We start from the raw sequence: 17,582 nt of genomic DNA, 5'->3' as shown, positions 1-17,582 counted from the left end.
GCTCCGAGGCCCCGGAGCGCCGGCTTGGCGTGGTCGAAATCACCGAGCCTATCGGCCGAAGGCGCACCGCCCTGCTCAGGAGAAGAAGACGCTCAGCCGGCTAAGCAGGGTGTAGTGGGACTCCAGGGCCATCAGGGCGGCCAGGAAGAGCAACACCCCGGGCGGCAGCAGCACCGTGACCACGATCGCCAGCCGTTCCCAGGCCAGATGCATAAAGACCGCCATGATCAGCCCCGCCTTGAGCAGCATAAAGGCGGTGATCAGCAGCCACTTGAGGTACCCCTCCAGGCCGACATAGTCGACCGCATAGGAGAAGACGCTGAGCACGAAGAGCGCCAGCCATACCCAGAGGTAGGCGCGCAGCGGTGGATGAGCGGACTCCGACATGACGACCTCCCGCTACCAGAGGTAGAAGAACGCGAAGATAAAGACCCACACCAGATCGACGAAGTGCCAGTAGAGCCCCAGGGACTCCACCATGGCATAGCGTCCTCGCCGCCGGGTCATGAAGCCCGGGCGCCGCTCGCCCAGGGAGCCCCGCCAGGCCTTGATCGTCATGATCACCAGGAAGAGGACGCCGATGCTGACATGGGTGCCGTGGAAGCCGGTGATCAAAAAGAAGCTGGCGCCGAATTGCGCCGCCCCCCAGGGATTGCCCCAGGGCCGGACGCCCTCCTCGATCAGCTTGGTCCACTCGAAGGCCTGCATGCCTACGAAGGTCAAGCCCAGCAGCGCCGTCACTCCCAGCAACAGGGCCGTCGCACCACGCCGCCCGGCATGGGCGGACTTGACGGCCAGAGCCATGGTGCCGCTGCTACTGATCAGCACGAAGGTCATGATGGCGATCAGCAGCAGCGGGACCGCCTCGCCCCCCAGGTGCAGGGCGAACACCTCGCCGGCATCGGGCCAGGGCTCGGTGGCGGCGATGCGCAGCGCCATATAACCCACCAGGAAGCAGGCGAAGATAAACACATCGCTGAGGATAAACAGCCAGATCATCGCCTTGTCCCAGGGCATGGCGAAGACCCGACGATCCGCCGCCCAGTCGGCGACCAGGTCTCGTCCGACCCCGGCGAGGCGCGATGGGGAACCCTGCGAATCGCTCATGATCGCCTCCTCAGGTCATCAGCAGCAGCATGAAGAGCACGCCCCACACCAGCAGCAGGAAGTGCCAGTAGAGGGCGGCCAGTTCGACGCCGGAGGCGATATCGCCCCCCCGCCCCAGGCGCCGCCAGGCACGCCACCAGGCCACCAGCCCCCCCAGCAGGTGCAGGGCATGCAGCAGGGTTAGCAGATAGAAATAGGCACCCACGGGGCTTGCCTGGAGGGTGATGCCCCCGGCGGTCAGCTGCCACCAGGCCAGCCCCTGCCCCGCCAGGAAGGTCAGGCTCAAGCCCCCGGCCCAGGCGAGCGAACGGCGCAGCCGCCCGGGTTGGCCGCACCGCGCCGCCCCCCAGGCGCATTGCCACGCTACGCTTGCGGTCATCAGCAGCAGGGTGTTGGCCCACAGCACGCCGGGCAGGCGCAGCGACGGGGTCTCGCCGGCCATCCCCAGGCGCATCAGGTAGGCGCTGACCGTCAGCGCAAACAGCGACGTGACCATCGCCAGGATCACGCCCAGGCCGACCCGCGCCGGGGTCGCCTCCGGCGGGGCCTGGCGAGATGGGAGCTGGCCGGTCGCCTGGACCTCCCAGGGGCGAGCCCCCCAGGTGTGGCGAAACAGCCAGGCGCCGAGCAGCAGCATCATCAGGCTGATCAGGGCCAGGGAGGGAATCATCGCGGCGCCTCCTCGCCCTGAGCCTGGGGCGGCTGATTCTGGGGCAGGAAGTCCCGGGGCGCCCCCGGCACGCTGTAGTCGTAGGCCCAGCGGTAGACCACCGGCAGCCGCTCGCCGAAATTACCGTGCCGCGGCGGCGTATGCGGCGTCTGCCACTCCAGGGTAGTGGCGCCCCAGGGATTGGGGTCGGCCCGCTCGCCGCGGCGCAGGCTCCAGGCCATATTGATCAGGAACAGCAGCTGCGCCGCCGCCACCACCAGGGCCGCCAGGGTGATCACCATGTTCAGGGTGATCACCGAGTCGGGAATGAAGCTACTCTCGCCATAGGCATAATAGCGCCGGGGCACCCCGGCGAAGCCCATGAAGTGCATCGGGAAATAGACCACATAGGTGCCCAGGAAGGTAAGCCAGAAGTGCCACTTGGCCAGCCCCTGGTGAAACATCCGACCGGTCACCTTGGGGTACCAGTGATAGAGGCCGGCGAAGATCACCAGCACCGGCGCCACGGCCATCACCATATGGAAGTGGCCCACCACGAAGTAGGTGTCCGAAAGCGGTACGTCCACGGTGACATTGCCCAGGAAGAGGCCGCTCAGGCCGCCGTTGACGAAGGTGAAGAGGAAGCCGATGGCGAAGAGCATGGGCACCGTGAGGCGGATATTGCCCCGCCACAGGGTCAGCACCCAGTTGTAGACCTTGATCGCCGTGGGCACGGCGATAATCAGGGTAGTGGTGGCGAAGAGGAAGCCGAAATAGGGGCTCATGCCACTGACGAACATATGGTGGGCCCAGACCACGAAGCTGAGCACGCCGATCAGGATCAGGGCCCAGACCATCATGCGGTAACCGAAGATGTTCTTGCGGGCGTGGCAGGCGAGAATATCCGAGACGATGCCGAAGGCGGGCAACGCGACGATATAGACCTCCGGGTGCCCGAAGAACCAGAACAGGTGCTGGTAGAGCAGCGGGCTCCCGCCTTCGTGGGAGGAAGGTTCGCCCAGGTTGAGCATCGCCGGCATAAAGAAGCTGGACCCCAGCAGCAGGTCGCTGAGCAGCATCAGGACCGCCACCAGCAGGGCGGGAAAGGCCAGCAGCGCCAGCACCGTGGCCATGAAGATACCCCAGACGGTCAGCGGCAGGCGCATCAGGGTCATGCCCCGGGTGCGTGCCTGGAGGACCGTGACCACGTAGTTGAGCCCGCCCATGGTGAAGCCGGCGATAAACACGATCAGCGAGACCAGCATCAGCACGATGCCGCCTTCCGCCCCCGGAGTGCCGGCGCTGATCACCTGGGGCGGGTAGAGGGTCCAGCCCCCGCCGGTGGGGCCACCGGGCACGAAGAAGCCGGCCACCAGGATCAGCACCGAGGCCAGGTAGAACCAGTAGCTGAGCATATTGAGGAAGGGAAAGGCCATGTCCCGGGCGCCGATCATCAAGGGAATCAAATAGTTGCCGAACGCTCCCAGGAGGAAGGCGGTCAGCAGATAGACCACCATGATCATGCCGTGCATGGTCACGTACTGCAGGTAACTGCTCGGGTCGATCAGCGAGAAGGTGCCGGGAAACCCCAGCTGCAGGCGAATCAGGATCGACAGCACCAGGGCCACCAGGCCGATGGCGGTGGCCGTCAGGGCATACTGGATGGCGATCACCTTGGCGTCCTGGCTCCAGATGTACTTGCCGAGGAAGGTCCTGGGGTGGACCAGCTCCATCTCCTCGTCGAGCAGCGCCTCGCGACTCGGTTCGCCCATGGGTCACTCCTCCGTCCCGGTGCCGACGCGGGTGATATGCGCCACCACGTCTTCCACCGCTCGCCGATTCACCAGCATCTGGGCCATGTCCACCATCTGGTTGCCATAGGGGTCGTCGGCGTGGCGGCCGCGGATGCCCTCCCGGAAATGCTCCAGTTGCCGGATCAGGTACCAGTCCGGCAGCCCCGCCAGGGGGGGCCCCCGGGTCGCCGCCACGCCCTCCCCTCGGGCGCCGTGACAATGCGCGCAGGTGCGATACAGGCCGGCCCCGCGCCGCGGGTCGCCGGCCTCGGCGGGTGGGGAGATCGCCGGCTCGAAGGTGGCGATATAGGCCGCCACATCGCCGATGGCGGCCTCATCGGGAAGTTGCAGGGCGAAGGGGCGCATCTGCTGGCCCGGGCCATCCTCGGCATGGGTGCCCCGGGCACCGTGGCGGAACAGCTCGAGCTGACGGTACAGGTAGTCGGGCGTCAGGCCCGCCAGGGGCGGCGCCTGGATGGCGGCGTTGCCCCCACCGCTGGCGCCATGGCAGGCGGCACAGCTGGCGTAATGAGTACGGCCCGCCTCGAGATCGGGGTTGGCCCGAGCCAGCCAGTCGGCCTGGGTCGGCAGCCCGTCCCGCCAGGCCTCGAAGACCTCCGGCGCCACCACCTCGATGCGCGCGCGCATGGCGAAATGGGCGATGCCGCACAGCTCAGCGCAGACCACCTGATAGTCGCCCGGCTCGGTGGGGGTCAGCCAGAAGTGGGAGACCTGGCCCGGCACCAGGTCCATCTTGGCGCGGAAGTTGGCCACCTGGAAATTGTGCAGCACGTCCTTGGAGCGCAGCCGCAGTTGCACCGGCTGCCCCTGGGGCAACAACAGGCGTGGTTCCATCACTAGGCGATCATCGAGGCCGGCGGGATCCTCGCCGAGGCCGAAGGGATTGTCCGCCTCGAGGGCGCGGGGATCGACTCGCCCGAACTCGCCGTCCTCGCCGGGCAGGCGGAAACTCCAGCGCCACTGCTGGCCCACCACTTCCACCCGATGGGCCTCCTCGGGGGCCCGGACGAAATCGCCCCAGACCCAGAGCCCCGGGGCCAGCAGGGCGGCGATCCCCACGCCGGTGACAAGGGTCAGCCAGCCCTCCAGGCGCTTGTTCTCGGGTTCGAAGTCGGCGCGACGGCCGGCGCGGTGGCGATAACGCAGGATGACCCAGGCGAGGAAGAGATTGACCGCAACGAAGACCGCCCCGGTGACCAGGGCGGTGATCTGGATGGTGGTGTCCATGGTCCCCCAGTTGGAGGCCAGCGGCGTCAGTTGCCAGGGCGAGACGAGATAGAAGAGCACCGACCCCAGCGTCAGCAGGATCACGACCCAGGCGATAATCATCGGCCTCTCCTCGGCCCGCCAACCCGCCGGGCCCGGCAACCATACCTCTGTCACTATAGTGAGGGGGCCTGAAAGCCGCCAATCATGCTAAATCAGCATGCCTGGGTAGAAGGACGAGGGAGCCAGCGCCGGATCAGTTCTGGCGTGAATACCATTGCGGGACCGCGGCCAAAGCCAGCCCCCACGAAACGCCAGCTAAAGCTAGCTCCTACAATGGCTTGCCGGAGAGTGGCCATGTCGTGACTTCACGCTGATCTGCGAAGAACCTGACTTATTGGCCGTGGCGCTTGGTGCGGGCGGTGGCCTCGGCGGACAAGGGGTCCTCCGGCCAGGGGTGCTTAGGGTAGCGGCCGCGCATCTCCTTGCGCACCTCGAAGTAGCCGTGACGCCAAAAGCTCGCCAGATCAAGGGTGGTCTGCAGGGGGCGACGGGCCGGCGACAGCGGCTGCACCAGTACCGGCACCCGCCCTGCCACCAGGCGTGGGGTCTCGGCCAGCCCGAACAGCTCCTGGAGCTTGACCGCCAGCAGCGGCGACTCGCCCCGGTAATCGAGGCGCACCCGGGAGCCACTGGGCACCCTGAGGTGCGTCGGCGCCAGCTGCTCCAGGCGCTGGCGCAAGGGCCAGTCGAGGCCATCCAGCAGTAACCTGCCCAGGGGCAGGCGGTCTACCGCCTCCAGGCTGCGCACCCCCGCCAGATGCGGCCCGAGCCAGGTCTCCAGCGCGGCCAGCAGGGCCGGCGTCGACCAGTCGGGCCAATCCGCCTCGGGCAATTCACGACGCAGCAAGGCCATCCTCGCCCGGAGCTGTTCGCCCTCCTCGTCGAAGGCCAGCTGGCCCCGCTCGCGCAGGGCCGAGAGCAGCGCCGCCTCCACCGCCTCGGCGGGCAGTTTGGCCAGGGGACGACGCGCCAGGATCGCCTCGTCCAGGGCCTTGACCTCCTCCCCCACCAGGCGCCCGGCCTCGGCGTCCCAGCGGATCAGCGGCCGCCAGGTCGCGATCTCCGGGTACCAGGCCGCCAGGCGCGAGCGATCCACACTCAGGGCACTGAAGATCCGCGCCCCTTCCGGCTTGCCGTCCAGGGAGAGGGCCACCAGGAGCTCGGCCTGGGCCAGGGGATGGGCGTCCGGCAGCCAGGCCTGGCTGCCGCCGGCCAGCTTGAAGCGCCCCGGCGCCAGCCGGACGGCCACCCGCTCCGGCCAGGCGAGGGCGGCCAGCTCCCCGAGGGGCCCGAGATCCGCGACCTCGAGGCCCACCCCGGCGATCCGCGCCAGGCGCCTCGCCTCGCGGTACCATTGGGCCTCAAGACCCTGGGCCCGGGGGCCGGGCAGCCGGCGCAAGGCCGCGGCCAGGTCATCAGCCTCGATGCCCGTCTCCAGGGCGGCGGCCAGCCAGCAGGCCAGGGGCCGGGCATCGATCTCGGCGGCGCGCACCAGCATCGCCGCCAGGCGCGGATGACAGGGCCAGCGCTCGGCGTCGCGTCCCAGGCCGGTCAAATGGTGATCGGAATCCAGCAACGCCAGGCGCCGGAGCGCCCTGCGCCCCGATGCCAGGGCGGCGGCGGGAGGCGGCGTCACCCAGGCCAGCGCCTCGACCTCGACAACGCCCCAGCGCGCCAGCTCGAAGGCCAGGGGCGCCAGGTCGGCCTGCAGCAGTTCCGGTTCGCCATGGGCCGGCAGGGCCTGCTCCGCCGCCCACAGCCGGTAGCAGGCCCCGGGCCCCTGGCGCGCCGCCCGCCCCCGGCGTTGCTCGGCGCTGGCCCGGTTGACCCGGCGAGTCACCAGTCGGCTCAGCCCGGTGCGGGGCTGGAACTCCGGCACCCGCTCGAAGCCGGCATCGATGACGATGCGCACCCCGTCCACGGTAACGCTGGACTCCGCCAGGGCGGTAGAGAGCACCACCCGACGCCGCCCCTCGGGATTCCGGGCCAGGGCGCGGCGCTGCTCGGCGAGCGGCAGCCGGCCATGCAACTCGAGCACCGGAGTGTCCAAGTCGCCGAGCTCCCGGGCCAGGCGGCGAATCTCCGCCACCCCGGGCAGGAACACGAGCATGTCGCCCTGGTCCGCGGCCAGGGCCTCGCGGATCACCGCCGCCTGGTGGCGCTCGGGGCGCTCGCGGGAAGGCATGGCCCGGTAGTGGGTGGTGACCGGATAGGTGCGCCCCGGGCAGCGCAGCGTCGGGGTTGCCTCGCCCAGCACGCCGAGCAGGGTGGTTTCATCCAAGGTCGCCGACATCACTAGCAGACGCAGCTCCTCGCGCAGCCCCGCCTGGGCATCCAGGCTCAGGGCGAGGCCCAGGTCGGCCTCCAGGCTGCGCTCGTGAAACTCGTCGAAGATCACCCCGGCCACCCCCTCGAGGCTCGGATCGGCCTGGAGCATGCGGGTCAAGACGCCCTGGGTGACCACCTCAAGGCGAGTTGCCGGACCGACCCGAGACTCGCCACGCATGCGGTAGCCCACCGTCTCGCCGACGCTCTCACCCAGGTTGGCGGCCAGCTGCGCCGCCGCCAGGCGCGCCGCTACTCGCCGCGGCTCCAGCAACAGCAGGCGCCCCTGTCGACACCAGTCGCTCTCGAGCAGCGCCAACGGCACCCGGGTGGTCTTGCCGGCACCGGGCTCGGCGATCAACAGCGCCCGGGAGTGCGCCTCCAGGGTGGCCTGAATCTCGGGTAACTGACTATCGATGGGCAAGGAATCACGCATGGGAGTCTCGAGGTCCGGGCGATGGCTGGGCCGCCAACGACCGCGGCCCGACGAGTCGCCGGGCCGCGGGGAAAAACCTGGCGCCGTATCAGCCGCCCAGTTTACCGAAAATCGCCGCCAGATCGATGCGATTCTCCTGGGCGCGCAGGTCGAGGAGCTGCTCGAGGCTCGCCAGGTGCTGATCGATGGCGCGACGCGCGCCCTCGGCATCGCCATCGCGCAGGCAGGCCAGCAGGGTGTCATGATCCCCGACCAGGTAGCAGGAGGCCAGGCTCGGCTGCTTGTAGAGGGCGATCACGATGGAGGTGCGCAGGATCAGCTCGGAAAGCATCTTGCCGAGGATGCGATTGGGGGCGTGATCGGCCAGGTAGTGATGAATGGCCAGGGAGTGCTCGATGCGGGCGCTCTCGTCGCCCTCGGCATAGGCGGCCTTCTCGGCCTCCATATGGTTGGCCAGCACCGCACACTGCTCCGGTTCCAGGGCACCGGCCAGCAGGGCCACCACCTCGCCCTCCACCAGGCGCCGGGCGGCGAAGATCTCATGGGTCTCGTCGATATCCGGGGCACAGACCCGCGCCACCTGATTGGGCTGCTGGGTAATCACATGGTAGGAAGCCAGCCGCGTCAGGGCCTTGCGTACCACCGAGCGGCTGACGCCGAAGATCTCGCCCAGGGCCACCTCCGGCAGGCGAGTGCCCGGGGGCAGCCGCTGGCTCAGCACCGCCTGGCGAATCATGTCGACGATATGCTGATCGCTGATGCGTCCGCCCGCCTTGACCTCGGCGAGCATGGTCTCCTGCCATTGATTATTCATCGCTTGGCGCCCACTCCACTCCGTCTTGTTGGTATCCCAGCCTGCCCTTTCCGATGGTGCAGTCGCTGAACATCATTTACTGCCCATAGTGTATACAAAAAACGGTGGCGTCACACTGGAGCTACGGCGTCGGCGGCGCTTTTGACGCCGCAGCCCTTGAGGATCACCCGACAGAGGAAATCGGTGGCCCGCTCATAGTCGGCGTCGGAGAGGCTCTCCTTGCCGGTGATGCCCAACACCTGAGCCTCGAAATCGGCGTAGTGCTGGGTAGAAGACCAGATCAGGAAGATCAGCCAGACCGGATCCACCGGGTCCATCAGGCCCCGTTCGGCCCACTGCTCGAAGACCCGGGCCCGGGCCTGCACCCAGTCGCGCAGCTCGCCGTGCAGGTACTCCTGGAGGAAGGGCGCGCCGCCGAGGATCTCCGCGGCGAACAGCCGAGAGCCCTGGGGATGGCTGCGACTCAGCGCCATCTTGCTGCGGATAAAGGCCTCCAGCACCTCGGCGGGATCGTCCTCGACGCGAATATCGTCGAGCATGGCGTTCCAGCGCCCCATCATCCGTTCCAGCAGGGTGACATAGAGCCGGCGCTTGCTACCCACGTAGTAGAGCACATTCGATTTCGGCAACCCGGCGGCCTCGGCGATGGCCTGAACGCTGGCACCACGGTAGCCGTGGCAGGCGAAGACGCGCTCGGCGGCCTCGAGAATCAGCTGCTCGTTGCGGGTTCGGGTCGGCGTCGAATCGACGGAATTCATGGAGGTCATCACTTACCGCTCGGCTGCAAAGCCACAAGCTTGCCGTAGCCCCGGGCCCGGTGCAACGCCTGGGCCCTCCTCGCCATGGCCAATCTCCAGCGACTTATTGTGGGAGATTCTATGTTGCCCCTCAAGCCGCGGTCCGACGTCTCGGCGATTGGAGACCGAAGGGCTCCCAGGCGACGAGCATCAAGGCAGGTCACGCCATTGGGGCGCCTTCAGCGCCATTCGCTCGGGAAACCCAAGCTCCCACAGCGTATTCACGTCAGAGTGCAATGAGCCTGAAATTTCCCCTTGCACTTTGGGCGGGGATCAGCCACGCTTTCTAAAAGTTGACCAATCGGTCAAGACAACGACAGACGATAACAACCAGCGGATACGCCAATGATCGACTTCTATCTCAATGGCCAACGCCAGAGCGGCGTCGAGGTGCCCCCTGACACCAGCGTCCTCGAGCTGCTGCGGACCCGACTCGCCAAGACCGGCACCAAAGAGGGCTGCGCCTCCGGTGACTGCGGCGCCTGCACCGTTACCATCGGCGAACCCAACGCCGACGGCGAGCTGGAGTATCGCACCGCCAACGCCTGCATCACCCCGGCCCACCAGCTCCAGGGCTGCCACCTGGTCACCGTGGAGGGCCTGGCCCGGGGCGACGCCCTGCACCCGGCCCAAGCGGCGATGGTGGAGTGCCACGCCAGCCAGTGCGGCTTCTGCACCCCGGGCATCGTGATGTCGCTGTTCACCCTCCACGAGACCCAGCGCCGCACCCCGGCGCCACTAACCCAGGCACGCCTGGAGCAGGCCCTGGGCGGCAACCTGTGCCGCTGCACCGGCTACCGGCCGATCCGCGACGCCGCCCTGACCATGGGCGACTACCCGGACACTCACCCCAGCTGGGCCGACGATCCGGGCCTGGCCGTCGACGTGGGCAAGCAGCGCCAGGAAAGTCCCGCCGAACTGGCGTCTCAGGGCCACTTCAGCGCCCCCCGTGACCTGGCCGCGCTGCGTCGTCTCAAGGCCGAGCGTCCCCAGGCGCGGCTGGTGGCCGGGGCCACCGACCTGTGGCTGGAGACCACCCAGCAGCTCAAGGCCCTAGACGACCTGGTCGATGTGCGCCGGGTCGCCGAACTCAACGAGATCGAGGCCACCGACGACGGCTGGTGGATCGGCGCCGCCGTGCCCCTGTCGCGGCTCGAGCCCCTGCTGGAGGAGGCCTACCCCGCCTTCGCGCATCTGCTGCACCGCTTCGCCTCCCAGCAGATTCGCAACCGCGCCACCCTGGGCGGCAATATCGCCAACGCCTCGCCGATCGGCGACAGCCCCCCCGTGCTGCTGGCCCTCGAGGCGCGGCTCTTGCTGGACGGCCCCGACGGCGAGCGGGAACTGCCCCTGGGCGACTTCTTCCTCGACTACAAGAAGACCGCCCTGGCCGACAACGAATTCATCCGCAGCATCTTCCTGCCGCGCCCGACGGCGGAGCAGAATCTCAAGGTGTGGAAGCTGTCCAAACGTCGTGAGGACGATATCTCCGCGGTGCTGGCGGCCTTCGCCTGGCGCCTGGAGGAGGGCGTGATGCGCGACGTGCGCCTGGCCTTCGGCGGCATGGCGGCGATTCCCCGCCGGGTGCCGCGTACCGAGGCGGCCCTGGAGGGACAGGCCCCCAGCCTCGAGGCCTTCGCCGCGGCCAAGGCGGCCCTCGACCAGGAGCTCTCGCCGATGAGCGACGTGCGCGGCAGCGCCGAGTACCGCAAGCTGGCCGCCGCCAACCTCCTCGAACGCCTGCGGCTGATGATCGACACCACCCACAACGACACTAAGGTGACTCTCGATGCGTACGCTCACTGAACTCGCCCCCGAGGCTTCCCAACAGGCCCCGAGCCCCCGGGCCGAGACCGGCAGCGGCGCCGCCGGCCAGTCCCGCATTCATGAGAGCGCCGTCAAGCACGTCACCGGCCGGGCCGCCTATATCGACGATATCCCCTGCCCCGCCGACACCCTGCACGTGGCACTCGGCCTGTCGCCGGTGGCCCATGGCCGCCTGACCCGCCTCGACCTGGAGCAGGTCAAGGCCGCCCCCGGGGTGGTCGACGTCATCACCATCGTCGACGTGCCCGGCCACACCGATATCGGCCCGGTCTTCCCCGGCGACCCGCTGTTCGTCGACGACGAGATCAGCTACGTGGGCCAGGTGATCTTCGCCGTCGCCGCCGAGAGCTACCAGGCCGCCCGCAAGGCGGTGCGCCTGGCCGAGGTGGAGATCGACGAGCAGCCGGCCAGCCTCGACCCGGTAGCCGCCGCCGAGCGCGGTGAGTTCGTGCGCCCCACCCATCACCACCAGAGCGGTGACTGGGAGCAGGCCCTGCGCGACGCCACCTACGTGCTGGAAGGCGAGCAGTTCGTCGGCGGCCAGGAGCACTTCTACCTGGAGGGCCAGGCCTGCCTGGTGACCCCCAGCGAGGACGAGGGAGTGGTGATCCACACCTCCAACCAGCACCCCAGCGAGACCCAGAAGCTGGTCGCCGAGGTGCTGGATATCCCCTTCCACGCGGTCACTGCCGAGATGCGCCGCATGGGCGGCGGCTTCGGCGGCAAGGAGACCCAGGCCTCGCCCTGGGCCTGCATCGCCGCACTGATCGCCCGGCGCACCCATCGTGCCGCCAAGCTGCGCCTGCCCCGCGCCGAGGACATGCGCGCCACCGGCAAGCGCCACCCCTTCCATAACCGCTACCGCCTGGGCATCGACGACCAGGGCGTGCTGGTCGGCGGCGAGATCACCGTGATCGGCGACTGCGGCTACTCGCCAGACCTCTCCGATGCGGTGGTGGATCGCGCCATGTTCCACTCCGACAACGCCTACTCCCTGGGCCAGGCCCGGGTCACCGGCCACCGCGCCAAGACCCATACCGCCTCCAACACCGCCTTCCGCGGTTTCGGCGGCCCCCAGGGGGTGATGATCATCGAGCAGGTGATGGACGATATCGCCCGGCATATCGGCGAGGATCCGCTGACGGTGCGCAAGCGCAACCTCTACCGTCCCGGCCGCGACGTCACCCATTACGGCCAGCGGGTCGAGCAGCTGCAGCTGCTGCATGACCTGATCGGCGAGCTCGAGCAGAGCAGCGACTACTGGGCGCGCCGCCAGGCGATCAGCGACTTCAACCGCGAGAGCCCGATCATCAAGAAGGGCCTGGCGCTGACCCCGGTGAAATTCGGCATCTCCTTCACCGTCCAGCACCTCAACCAGGCCGGCGCCCTGCTCCACGTCTATACCGACGGCAGCGTGCAGATCAACCACGGCGGCACCGAGATGGGCCAGGGCCTGCACACCAAGGTGTGCCAGGTGGTGGCCCGGGAGCTGGGCCTGGATATCGAGCGGGTGCGAATCACCGCCACCCGTACCGACAAGGTGCCCAACACCTCCCCCACCGCGGCCTCCAGCGGCGCCGACCTCAACGGCCAGGCGGCCAAGGACGCGGCCTCGAAGCTGCGCGAGCGGCTCTTCGACTTCGCCGCCGAGCACTACCGCCTGGATCGCGACGGCATGCGCCTGGAGGGTGGCGCCCTGGTGGCCGGGCAAGGCGAGGCCGAGCGCCGCCTGCCCTGGGCGGAACTGGTGCAGGCCGCCTACCTGGGGCGCGTCTCGCTCTCCGAGAAGGGCTTCTACGCCACCCCGCTGATCCACTACGACCGCAATACCGGCAAGGGCCGCCCCTTCTACTACTATGCCCACGGCGCCGCGGTCAGCGAGGTGGAGGTGGATACCCTGAGCGGCGAATACCAGGTCACCCGGGTGGATATCCTCCACGACGTGGGCGACTCCCTGAACCCGGCCATCGATATCGGCCAGGTCGAGGGCGCCTTTATCCAGGGCATGGGCTGGATGACCAGCGAGGAGCTGAAGTGGAACGACGCCGGTCGCCTGGTCTCCGACGGCCCCGCCACCTACAAGATCCCCGCCTTCGGCGACCTGCCGCCGGTAATGAACGTCAAGCTGCTGGAGGGTCACCCCAACTCCCAGGCCAGCATCTACCGCTCCAAGGCCGTCGGCGAGCCGCCCTTCATGCTCGGCATCTCGGTGTGGTCGGCGCTGCGCGACGCCCTGGCCAGCCTGGCCGACTATCGGGTCGCCCCGCAGCTCGACACCCCGGCCACCCCGGAGCGGGTGCTGATGGTGGCCCAGGCCCTGCGCGACGCCCAGGGAGCGGCCTGAGATGGGCGCCCTCTCCTGGCACCAGGCCCTGCATCGCCTCCAGCGCGAGGCGGTGCCCCATGCCCTGGCCAGCGTGGTGGGCGCCGCCGGCTCCACCCCGCGGGAACCCGGCGCCAAGATGGTGATCACCCTGGATGCCGTCCATGACACCCTGGGCGGCGGCACCTTCGAGTACCAGGTGATCGACGCCGCCCGCCGCGCCCTGGCCGAGGACGCGTTCGGCCCGCGACTGGAGGCCTTCCCCCTGGGCGGGCGCTCCGGCCAGTGCTGCGGCGGCTATGTGCATGTGCTGATCGAGGTGTTCGGCGGCGCCGAGATGACGGTGGCGCTGTTCGGCGCCGGCCATGTGGGCCAGGCCCTGGTGGGGCTGCTAGCGCCGCTGCCCTGGCGGGTGCTGTGGCACGACAGCCGGGCAGACGCCTTCCCGGCCTGGGCCGCCGACCAGCCACGCCTCGAATGTCGTCACGCGCCGGACCCCACCGAGGCGGTGGCGGCCCTGCCCGCCGGCTGCCACGCCCTGGTGATGACCCATGACCACGGCGAGGACCGCGCCCTGGTGGACGACCTATTGGCCCGGGACGACTGCGCCTCCCTGGGGCTGATCGGCTCCGACAGCAAGTGGGCCAGCTTCAAGCGCCGCCTGGCGGACGCCGGCCACGGCCCCGAGGCCCTGGCCCGGGTGCGCTGCCCCATCGGCATCCCCGGCGCCAAGGGCAAGCTGCCCTACGAGATCGCCCTGGCGGTGAGTGCGGAGCTCTTGACCCTCAAGCCGGAGACGGCCCAGCCGGATCGCCGCGGGGTGGCCCCCGAGGCACTGCGCGACGCCTTCTCGCAACCCAAGACATCATGATCGACGGGTGGCTCGACCACCCGCCCCTGGAGAACCCCATGAGCAATGCCCAGACTCGGGTCCTGCGCGGCCCCTTGCTGAGCTTTATCAACGACCCCGGCGAGGGCGACAGCCCCGCCGAGGGCAGCGTCCTGCACCTGGAAGATGGCGCCCTGTGGCTGGAAGACGGCCGCATCTGTGCCGTCGGCGACTACCAGGAGCTGGCCCCGCAGCTACCCGCGGGCATCGAGGTGGTCGACTACTCCGGCAAGCTGATCCTGCCGGGCTTTATCGACAGCCATGTGCACTACGCCCAGCTCGATATCATGGCCTCCTACGGCCGCCAGTTGCTCGACTGGCTCAATGACTACACCTTCCCGGAGGAGTGCCGCTTCGCCGAGCGCGCCCACGCCGAGGAGGTCGCCGACGCCTTCCTGACCGAGATGCTGCGCGCCGGCACCACCAGCGCCCAGGTCTTCTGCACCTCGCATCCCAACTCGGTAGAGGCCTTCTTCGGCGCCTCCCAGAAGCGCGGCCTGCGCATGCTGGCCGGCAAGGTGCTGATGGACCGCCACGCCCCGGAGGCGCTCACCGATACCGCCGAGGGCGGCATCGCCGACAGCGAGCGGTTGATCGCCGACTGGCACGGCAAGGGGCGCCTCGGCTATAGCCTGACCCCGCGCTTCGCCCCCACTTCCACCCCGGCGCAGCTGGACGCCACCGGCGGCATCCTGCGCAACGCCCCGGACCTGCACCTGCAGACCCACCTCTCGGAGAACAAGGGCGAGATCGCCTGGGTGGCGGAGCTCTTCCCGGAGTGCCGGGACTACCTGGCGGTCTACGAGCGCTTCGGCCTGGTGGGCCCGCGCAGCACCTTCGCCCACGGCATCCACCTGGATCAGGAGATGCGCAATCGCCTGGCCGCCGCCGGCGCCAATATCGCCTTCTGCCCCACCTCCAACCTCTTCTTGGGCAGCGGCCTCTTCGATCGCCAGGCCTGCCGCGACGCCGGCCTCAACACCACCCTGGCCAGCGACGTGGGCGGCGGCACCGACCTCTCGGGCCTGGCCACCCTCAAGGCCGCCTACCAGGTGGGTCAACTGCTCGACCAGCCGATGACCGCCTGGCAGGGCTTCTACCGCCTGACCCTGGGCAATGCCCGGGCCCTGCACCTCGACCAGCATATCGGCAGCCTGCGCCCCGGCGCCGAGGCCGATATCGTGGTCCTCGACCCCGCCGCCACGCCGCTGCTGGCGCGGCGCACCGCCCGCACCCAGAGCCTGGCGGAGACCCTCTTCGCGCTGATGATCCTCGGCGATGACCGCACGGTCTACGCCACCTGGGCCGGTGGAGAGTGCCTGCACCGGAGGGACGCCATCGCCTAAGACATCCTGAGTTTTCCTGTTGCCTCGCGCTATTGGGCGGCCATGCCATGCATGGACCGCCCCTTTTTTGTGAGCGGCCACCTCGATGCCGCATTGCAACAGCAAAAAGGCTTGACGGGGCACCGGCTATCGGGAAGATAGCCACCACTCGACTATACCAATAACTTTTCGGCCCTGGCGGCGAGCCATCGGAGAGACGCCCCGATGACCGCAGGCCTCGGCTGGTACGCTATTACGCAGGGAGGAGTTCGCTCTTGCCCCTAACCCTTACTCCCTGGGAGGCGTCGCGCCTGCCTCGGGAGAGCGATCTCGAAGCGCTGACCGAGCTGGCGGCCCTGGCCGCCGAGCTCAGCGACCACCCCTGGGTGCTGCTGACGCGGCAGGCCGGCGATACCGCGATGCCACTCACCCGGCATGGCCTGTCCCCCGAGCGGGCGGCGCGTATCGCCCGCGCCCTGGTGCCGGACGGCGCTGCCGCCATCGAGGGCGTCGCCAGCCACGTCGGCGTCCCGCTGCCGCGGGACTCGGGTCAGGCCGATACCCTCTGGGTGCTCTCCCCGGAACCGCGCCGGCCCGATGCACTGACCCGGCAACGCCTCGGCGGCCTGGCACGGCTCGCCGCCGGGCTGCTGGACACCCACCAGCACCTGGAGGAGAGTCGCCGCGCCGCGACCCGCCAGACCCAGTTGCTGGAGGCGATCAAGCGCGCCTCCGCCACCGGCTTCTGCCTACTCAATGCGAACGGCGAGATTCTCGACCTCAACGAGGAGGCGGCACGCTTCCTGGACCTGCCCCAGGAGACGCTGATCGGCATCGATCCGGTCAGCCTGACCCTGAGCAGCGAGGCCGAACGCATTCGGCGCCTGCTCGGGGCCTGCCTGGAGCACGGACTGCGGGTGCGTGGTCACTGGCCACTGCTGGCCGGCGACGGCGCCCTGAGGGTCGCCGAGGTCAGCGTGGAGCGCCTGCGCCTGGACGACGAGGCCTATTTGTTCTGCGTGATCGCCGACAAGACCCTGGAGCGCCTCGACGAGACCCTGCGCGACGCCAAGGCGCATACCCTGCGCGAAGTGACCCTGGAGAACGCCCTGCCGGAGATCCTCTCCTCCATCGGTGGCGCCATCGACTATCACCGCCCCGGCGCCGGGGTGCTGATCACCCATGTCCACGACGGTGCCCTGGATATCGAGTTCGCCTCGGCACCGGAGCTGCTGGGCGGCGGCTGCCCTGCTCCCGAGGCGAATCAGCGCCAGCCGGCCTTCTATGACGAGGCCACGCCCCCCTTCTCCCTGGCGTCAGGCTGCTGCGCCATCCAGGCCGACTACCGGGCCTGGTGGCGCTATCCGCTGCTCAGCGAGGATCGCCGGCGGGTGCTGGGGGATCTCTGGGTGCTGGTCGAGGAATCGGTGCGCCCCGCTCCCGCCGAAGATAACTTCCTGACCAGCCTGGCCCAGACCGCCGCCTTCGCCATGGAGCGCCAGGATCAGTTCGAGGCGCTGCGCGAGCGCGCCGAGGTGGACCCGCTCACCGGCCTGGCCAACCGCAGTCAGCTGGCCGAGGCCCTGGAAGTGCCGAGGGGGACGCGCCCACCGGCGCTGATCCTGATCGATTTGGATGACTTCAAGGCGGTCAACGACACCCACGGCCACCAGGCCGGGGATGCGGTCCTGGTCGCGGTCGCCGAGCGACTGCGCGGTAGCCTACGCGATGGTGACACCATCGCCCGCCTGGGCGGCGATGAATTCCTGGTGGTGATTCCCGGCACCAGCGCCGAAAACGCCCAGCAGATCGCCGACAAGCTGCTCGAGGCCCTGAGCCCACCGGTCCCCTGGCAGGGCGAGGCACTGAGGGTCACCCCCAGCCTGGGGGTGATCCTGGCCGAGGCCGAGGAGCCCCCGGGTCGGCTGCTGCAGCGAGTCGACGAGGCCATGTATCGGGCCAAGCGCGCCGGCAAGGGACGGGTTCACGCCGAGTTGCTGTGACACC

Annotated in this window: 13 protein-coding genes; 5 read left to right on the top strand and 8 right to left on the bottom strand. The window is 69.1% G+C overall.

Annotation, left to right across the window (positions count from 1 at the left end):
• Positions 1 to 75 precede the first annotated feature (75 nt).
• The 8 genes from HPA02_RS01130 to HPA02_RS01095 all read right to left on the bottom strand — a co-directional run bounded on the left by HPA02_RS01130 (position 76) and on the right by HPA02_RS01095 (position 9,181).
• Positions 76 to 387 (bottom strand): cytochrome C oxidase subunit IV family protein, encoded by a 312-nt coding sequence (locus HPA02_RS01130; RefSeq protein WP_146801036.1) that lies wholly within the window; start codon positions 385 to 387, stop codon positions 76 to 78.
• Between the two features lie 12 nt (positions 388 to 399).
• A complete protein-coding gene (locus HPA02_RS01125) occupies positions 400 to 1,107 on the bottom strand; it encodes a cytochrome c oxidase subunit 3 (RefSeq protein ID WP_146801034.1) in 708 nt (235 codons plus the stop codon).
• 10 nt (positions 1,108 to 1,117) lie between these two features.
• A complete protein-coding gene (locus tag HPA02_RS01120) occupies positions 1,118 to 1,777 on the bottom strand; it encodes a cytochrome c oxidase subunit 3 (protein WP_146801032.1) in 660 nt (219 codons plus the stop codon).
• A complete protein-coding gene (locus HPA02_RS01115; RefSeq protein WP_146801030.1) occupies positions 1,774 to 3,528 on the bottom strand; it encodes a cytochrome c oxidase subunit I in 1,755 nt (584 codons plus the stop codon). The genes HPA02_RS01120 and HPA02_RS01115 overlap by 4 nt, the downstream gene beginning before the upstream one ends.
• Before the next feature lie 3 nt (positions 3,529 to 3,531).
• On the bottom strand, positions 3,532 to 4,899 hold the full coding sequence (locus tag HPA02_RS01110; RefSeq protein WP_146801028.1) for a c-type cytochrome: 1,368 nt from the start codon (positions 4,897 to 4,899) through the stop codon (positions 3,532 to 3,534).
• 271 nt (positions 4,900 to 5,170) lie between these two features.
• On the bottom strand, positions 5,171 to 7,600 hold the full coding sequence (hrpB, locus tag HPA02_RS01105) for an ATP-dependent helicase HrpB (protein WP_146801026.1): 2,430 nt from the start codon (positions 7,598 to 7,600) through the stop codon (positions 5,171 to 5,173).
• 88 nt (positions 7,601 to 7,688) lie between these two features.
• Positions 7,689 to 8,414 carry a GntR family transcriptional regulator gene (locus tag HPA02_RS01100; RefSeq protein ID WP_146801024.1) on the bottom strand — a complete coding sequence of 242 codons (726 nt, stop codon included), beginning with the start codon at positions 8,412 to 8,414 and terminating at the stop codon, positions 7,689 to 7,691.
• Between the two features lie 110 nt (positions 8,415 to 8,524).
• Positions 8,525 to 9,181 carry a TetR/AcrR family transcriptional regulator gene (locus HPA02_RS01095; protein ID WP_146801022.1) on the bottom strand — a complete coding sequence of 219 codons (657 nt, stop codon included), beginning with the start codon at positions 9,179 to 9,181 and terminating at the stop codon, positions 8,525 to 8,527.
• Between the two features lie 375 nt (positions 9,182 to 9,556).
• Here HPA02_RS01095 and xdhA point away from each other — a divergent pair, with 375 nt between their 5' ends.
• From xdhA to HPA02_RS01070, 5 genes are all read left to right on the top strand, one after another.
• The gene (gene xdhA, locus HPA02_RS01090) at positions 9,557 to 11,017 is read left to right on the top strand and encodes a xanthine dehydrogenase small subunit (RefSeq protein ID WP_146801020.1); all 1,461 of its coding nucleotides are present in this window, start codon (positions 9,557 to 9,559) and stop codon (positions 11,015 to 11,017) included.
• Complete coding sequence (gene xdhB, locus HPA02_RS01085; protein WP_146801018.1) at positions 11,001 to 13,382, top strand: xanthine dehydrogenase molybdopterin binding subunit; 2,382 nt, start codon at positions 11,001 to 11,003, stop codon at positions 13,380 to 13,382. The genes xdhA and xdhB overlap by 17 nt, the downstream gene beginning before the upstream one ends.
• Position 13,383: 1 nt before the next feature.
• Positions 13,384 to 14,232 (top strand): xanthine dehydrogenase accessory protein XdhC, encoded by an 849-nt coding sequence (gene xdhC / locus HPA02_RS01080; protein WP_146801016.1) that lies wholly within the window; start codon positions 13,384 to 13,386, stop codon positions 14,230 to 14,232.
• A gap of 38 nt (positions 14,233 to 14,270) precedes the next feature.
• A complete protein-coding gene (gene guaD / locus HPA02_RS01075) occupies positions 14,271 to 15,596 on the top strand; it encodes a guanine deaminase (RefSeq protein WP_146801014.1) in 1,326 nt (441 codons plus the stop codon).
• A 254-nt stretch (positions 15,597 to 15,850) separates the two neighbouring features.
• Positions 15,851 to 17,578, top strand: a complete 1,728-nt coding sequence (locus HPA02_RS01070; protein WP_146801012.1) for a GGDEF domain-containing protein — start codon at positions 15,851 to 15,853, stop codon at positions 17,576 to 17,578.
• The last annotated feature ends 4 nt before the right edge of the window (positions 17,579 to 17,582 follow it).

Source organism: Bisbaumannia pacifica (assembly GCF_007989625.1).
In the GTDB taxonomy this organism is placed as follows: domain Bacteria; phylum Pseudomonadota; class Gammaproteobacteria; order Pseudomonadales; family Halomonadaceae; genus Bisbaumannia; species Bisbaumannia pacifica.
This window is presented reverse-complemented; position numbering and strand designations above follow the sequence as displayed.

What these genes read in the sequence shown, in the direction of transcription:
- HPA02_RS01130 (WP_146801036.1), bottom strand. Translation starts at nt 387, where the DNA reads ATGTCGGAGTCCGCTCATCCACCGCTGCGCGCCTACCTCTGGGTATGG.
- HPA02_RS01125 (WP_146801034.1), bottom strand. Translation starts at nt 1,107, where the DNA reads ATGAGCGATTCGCAGGGTTCCCCATCGCGCCTCGCCGGGGTCGGACGA.
- HPA02_RS01120 (WP_146801032.1), bottom strand. Translation starts at nt 1,777, where the DNA reads ATGATTCCCTCCCTGGCCCTGATCAGCCTGATGATGCTGCTGCTCGGC.
- HPA02_RS01115 (WP_146801030.1), bottom strand. Translation starts at nt 3,528, where the DNA reads ATGGGCGAACCGAGTCGCGAGGCGCTGCTCGACGAGGAGATGGAGCTG.
- HPA02_RS01110 (WP_146801028.1), bottom strand. Translation starts at nt 4,899, where the DNA reads ATGATTATCGCCTGGGTCGTGATCCTGCTGACGCTGGGGTCGGTGCTC.
- hrpB (WP_146801026.1), bottom strand. Translation starts at nt 7,600, where the DNA reads ATGCGTGATTCCTTGCCCATCGATAGTCAGTTACCCGAGATTCAGGCC.
- HPA02_RS01100 (WP_146801024.1), bottom strand. Translation starts at nt 8,414, where the DNA reads ATGAATAATCAATGGCAGGAGACCATGCTCGCCGAGGTCAAGGCGGGC.
- HPA02_RS01095 (WP_146801022.1), bottom strand. Translation starts at nt 9,181, where the DNA reads ATGACCTCCATGAATTCCGTCGATTCGACGCCGACCCGAACCCGCAAC.
- xdhA (WP_146801020.1), top strand. Translation starts at nt 9,557, where the DNA reads ATGATCGACTTCTATCTCAATGGCCAACGCCAGAGCGGCGTCGAGGTG.
- xdhB (WP_146801018.1), top strand. Translation starts at nt 11,001, where the DNA reads ATGCGTACGCTCACTGAACTCGCCCCCGAGGCTTCCCAACAGGCCCCG.
- xdhC (WP_146801016.1), top strand. Translation starts at nt 13,384, where the DNA reads ATGGGCGCCCTCTCCTGGCACCAGGCCCTGCATCGCCTCCAGCGCGAG.
- guaD (WP_146801014.1), top strand. Translation starts at nt 14,271, where the DNA reads ATGAGCAATGCCCAGACTCGGGTCCTGCGCGGCCCCTTGCTGAGCTTT.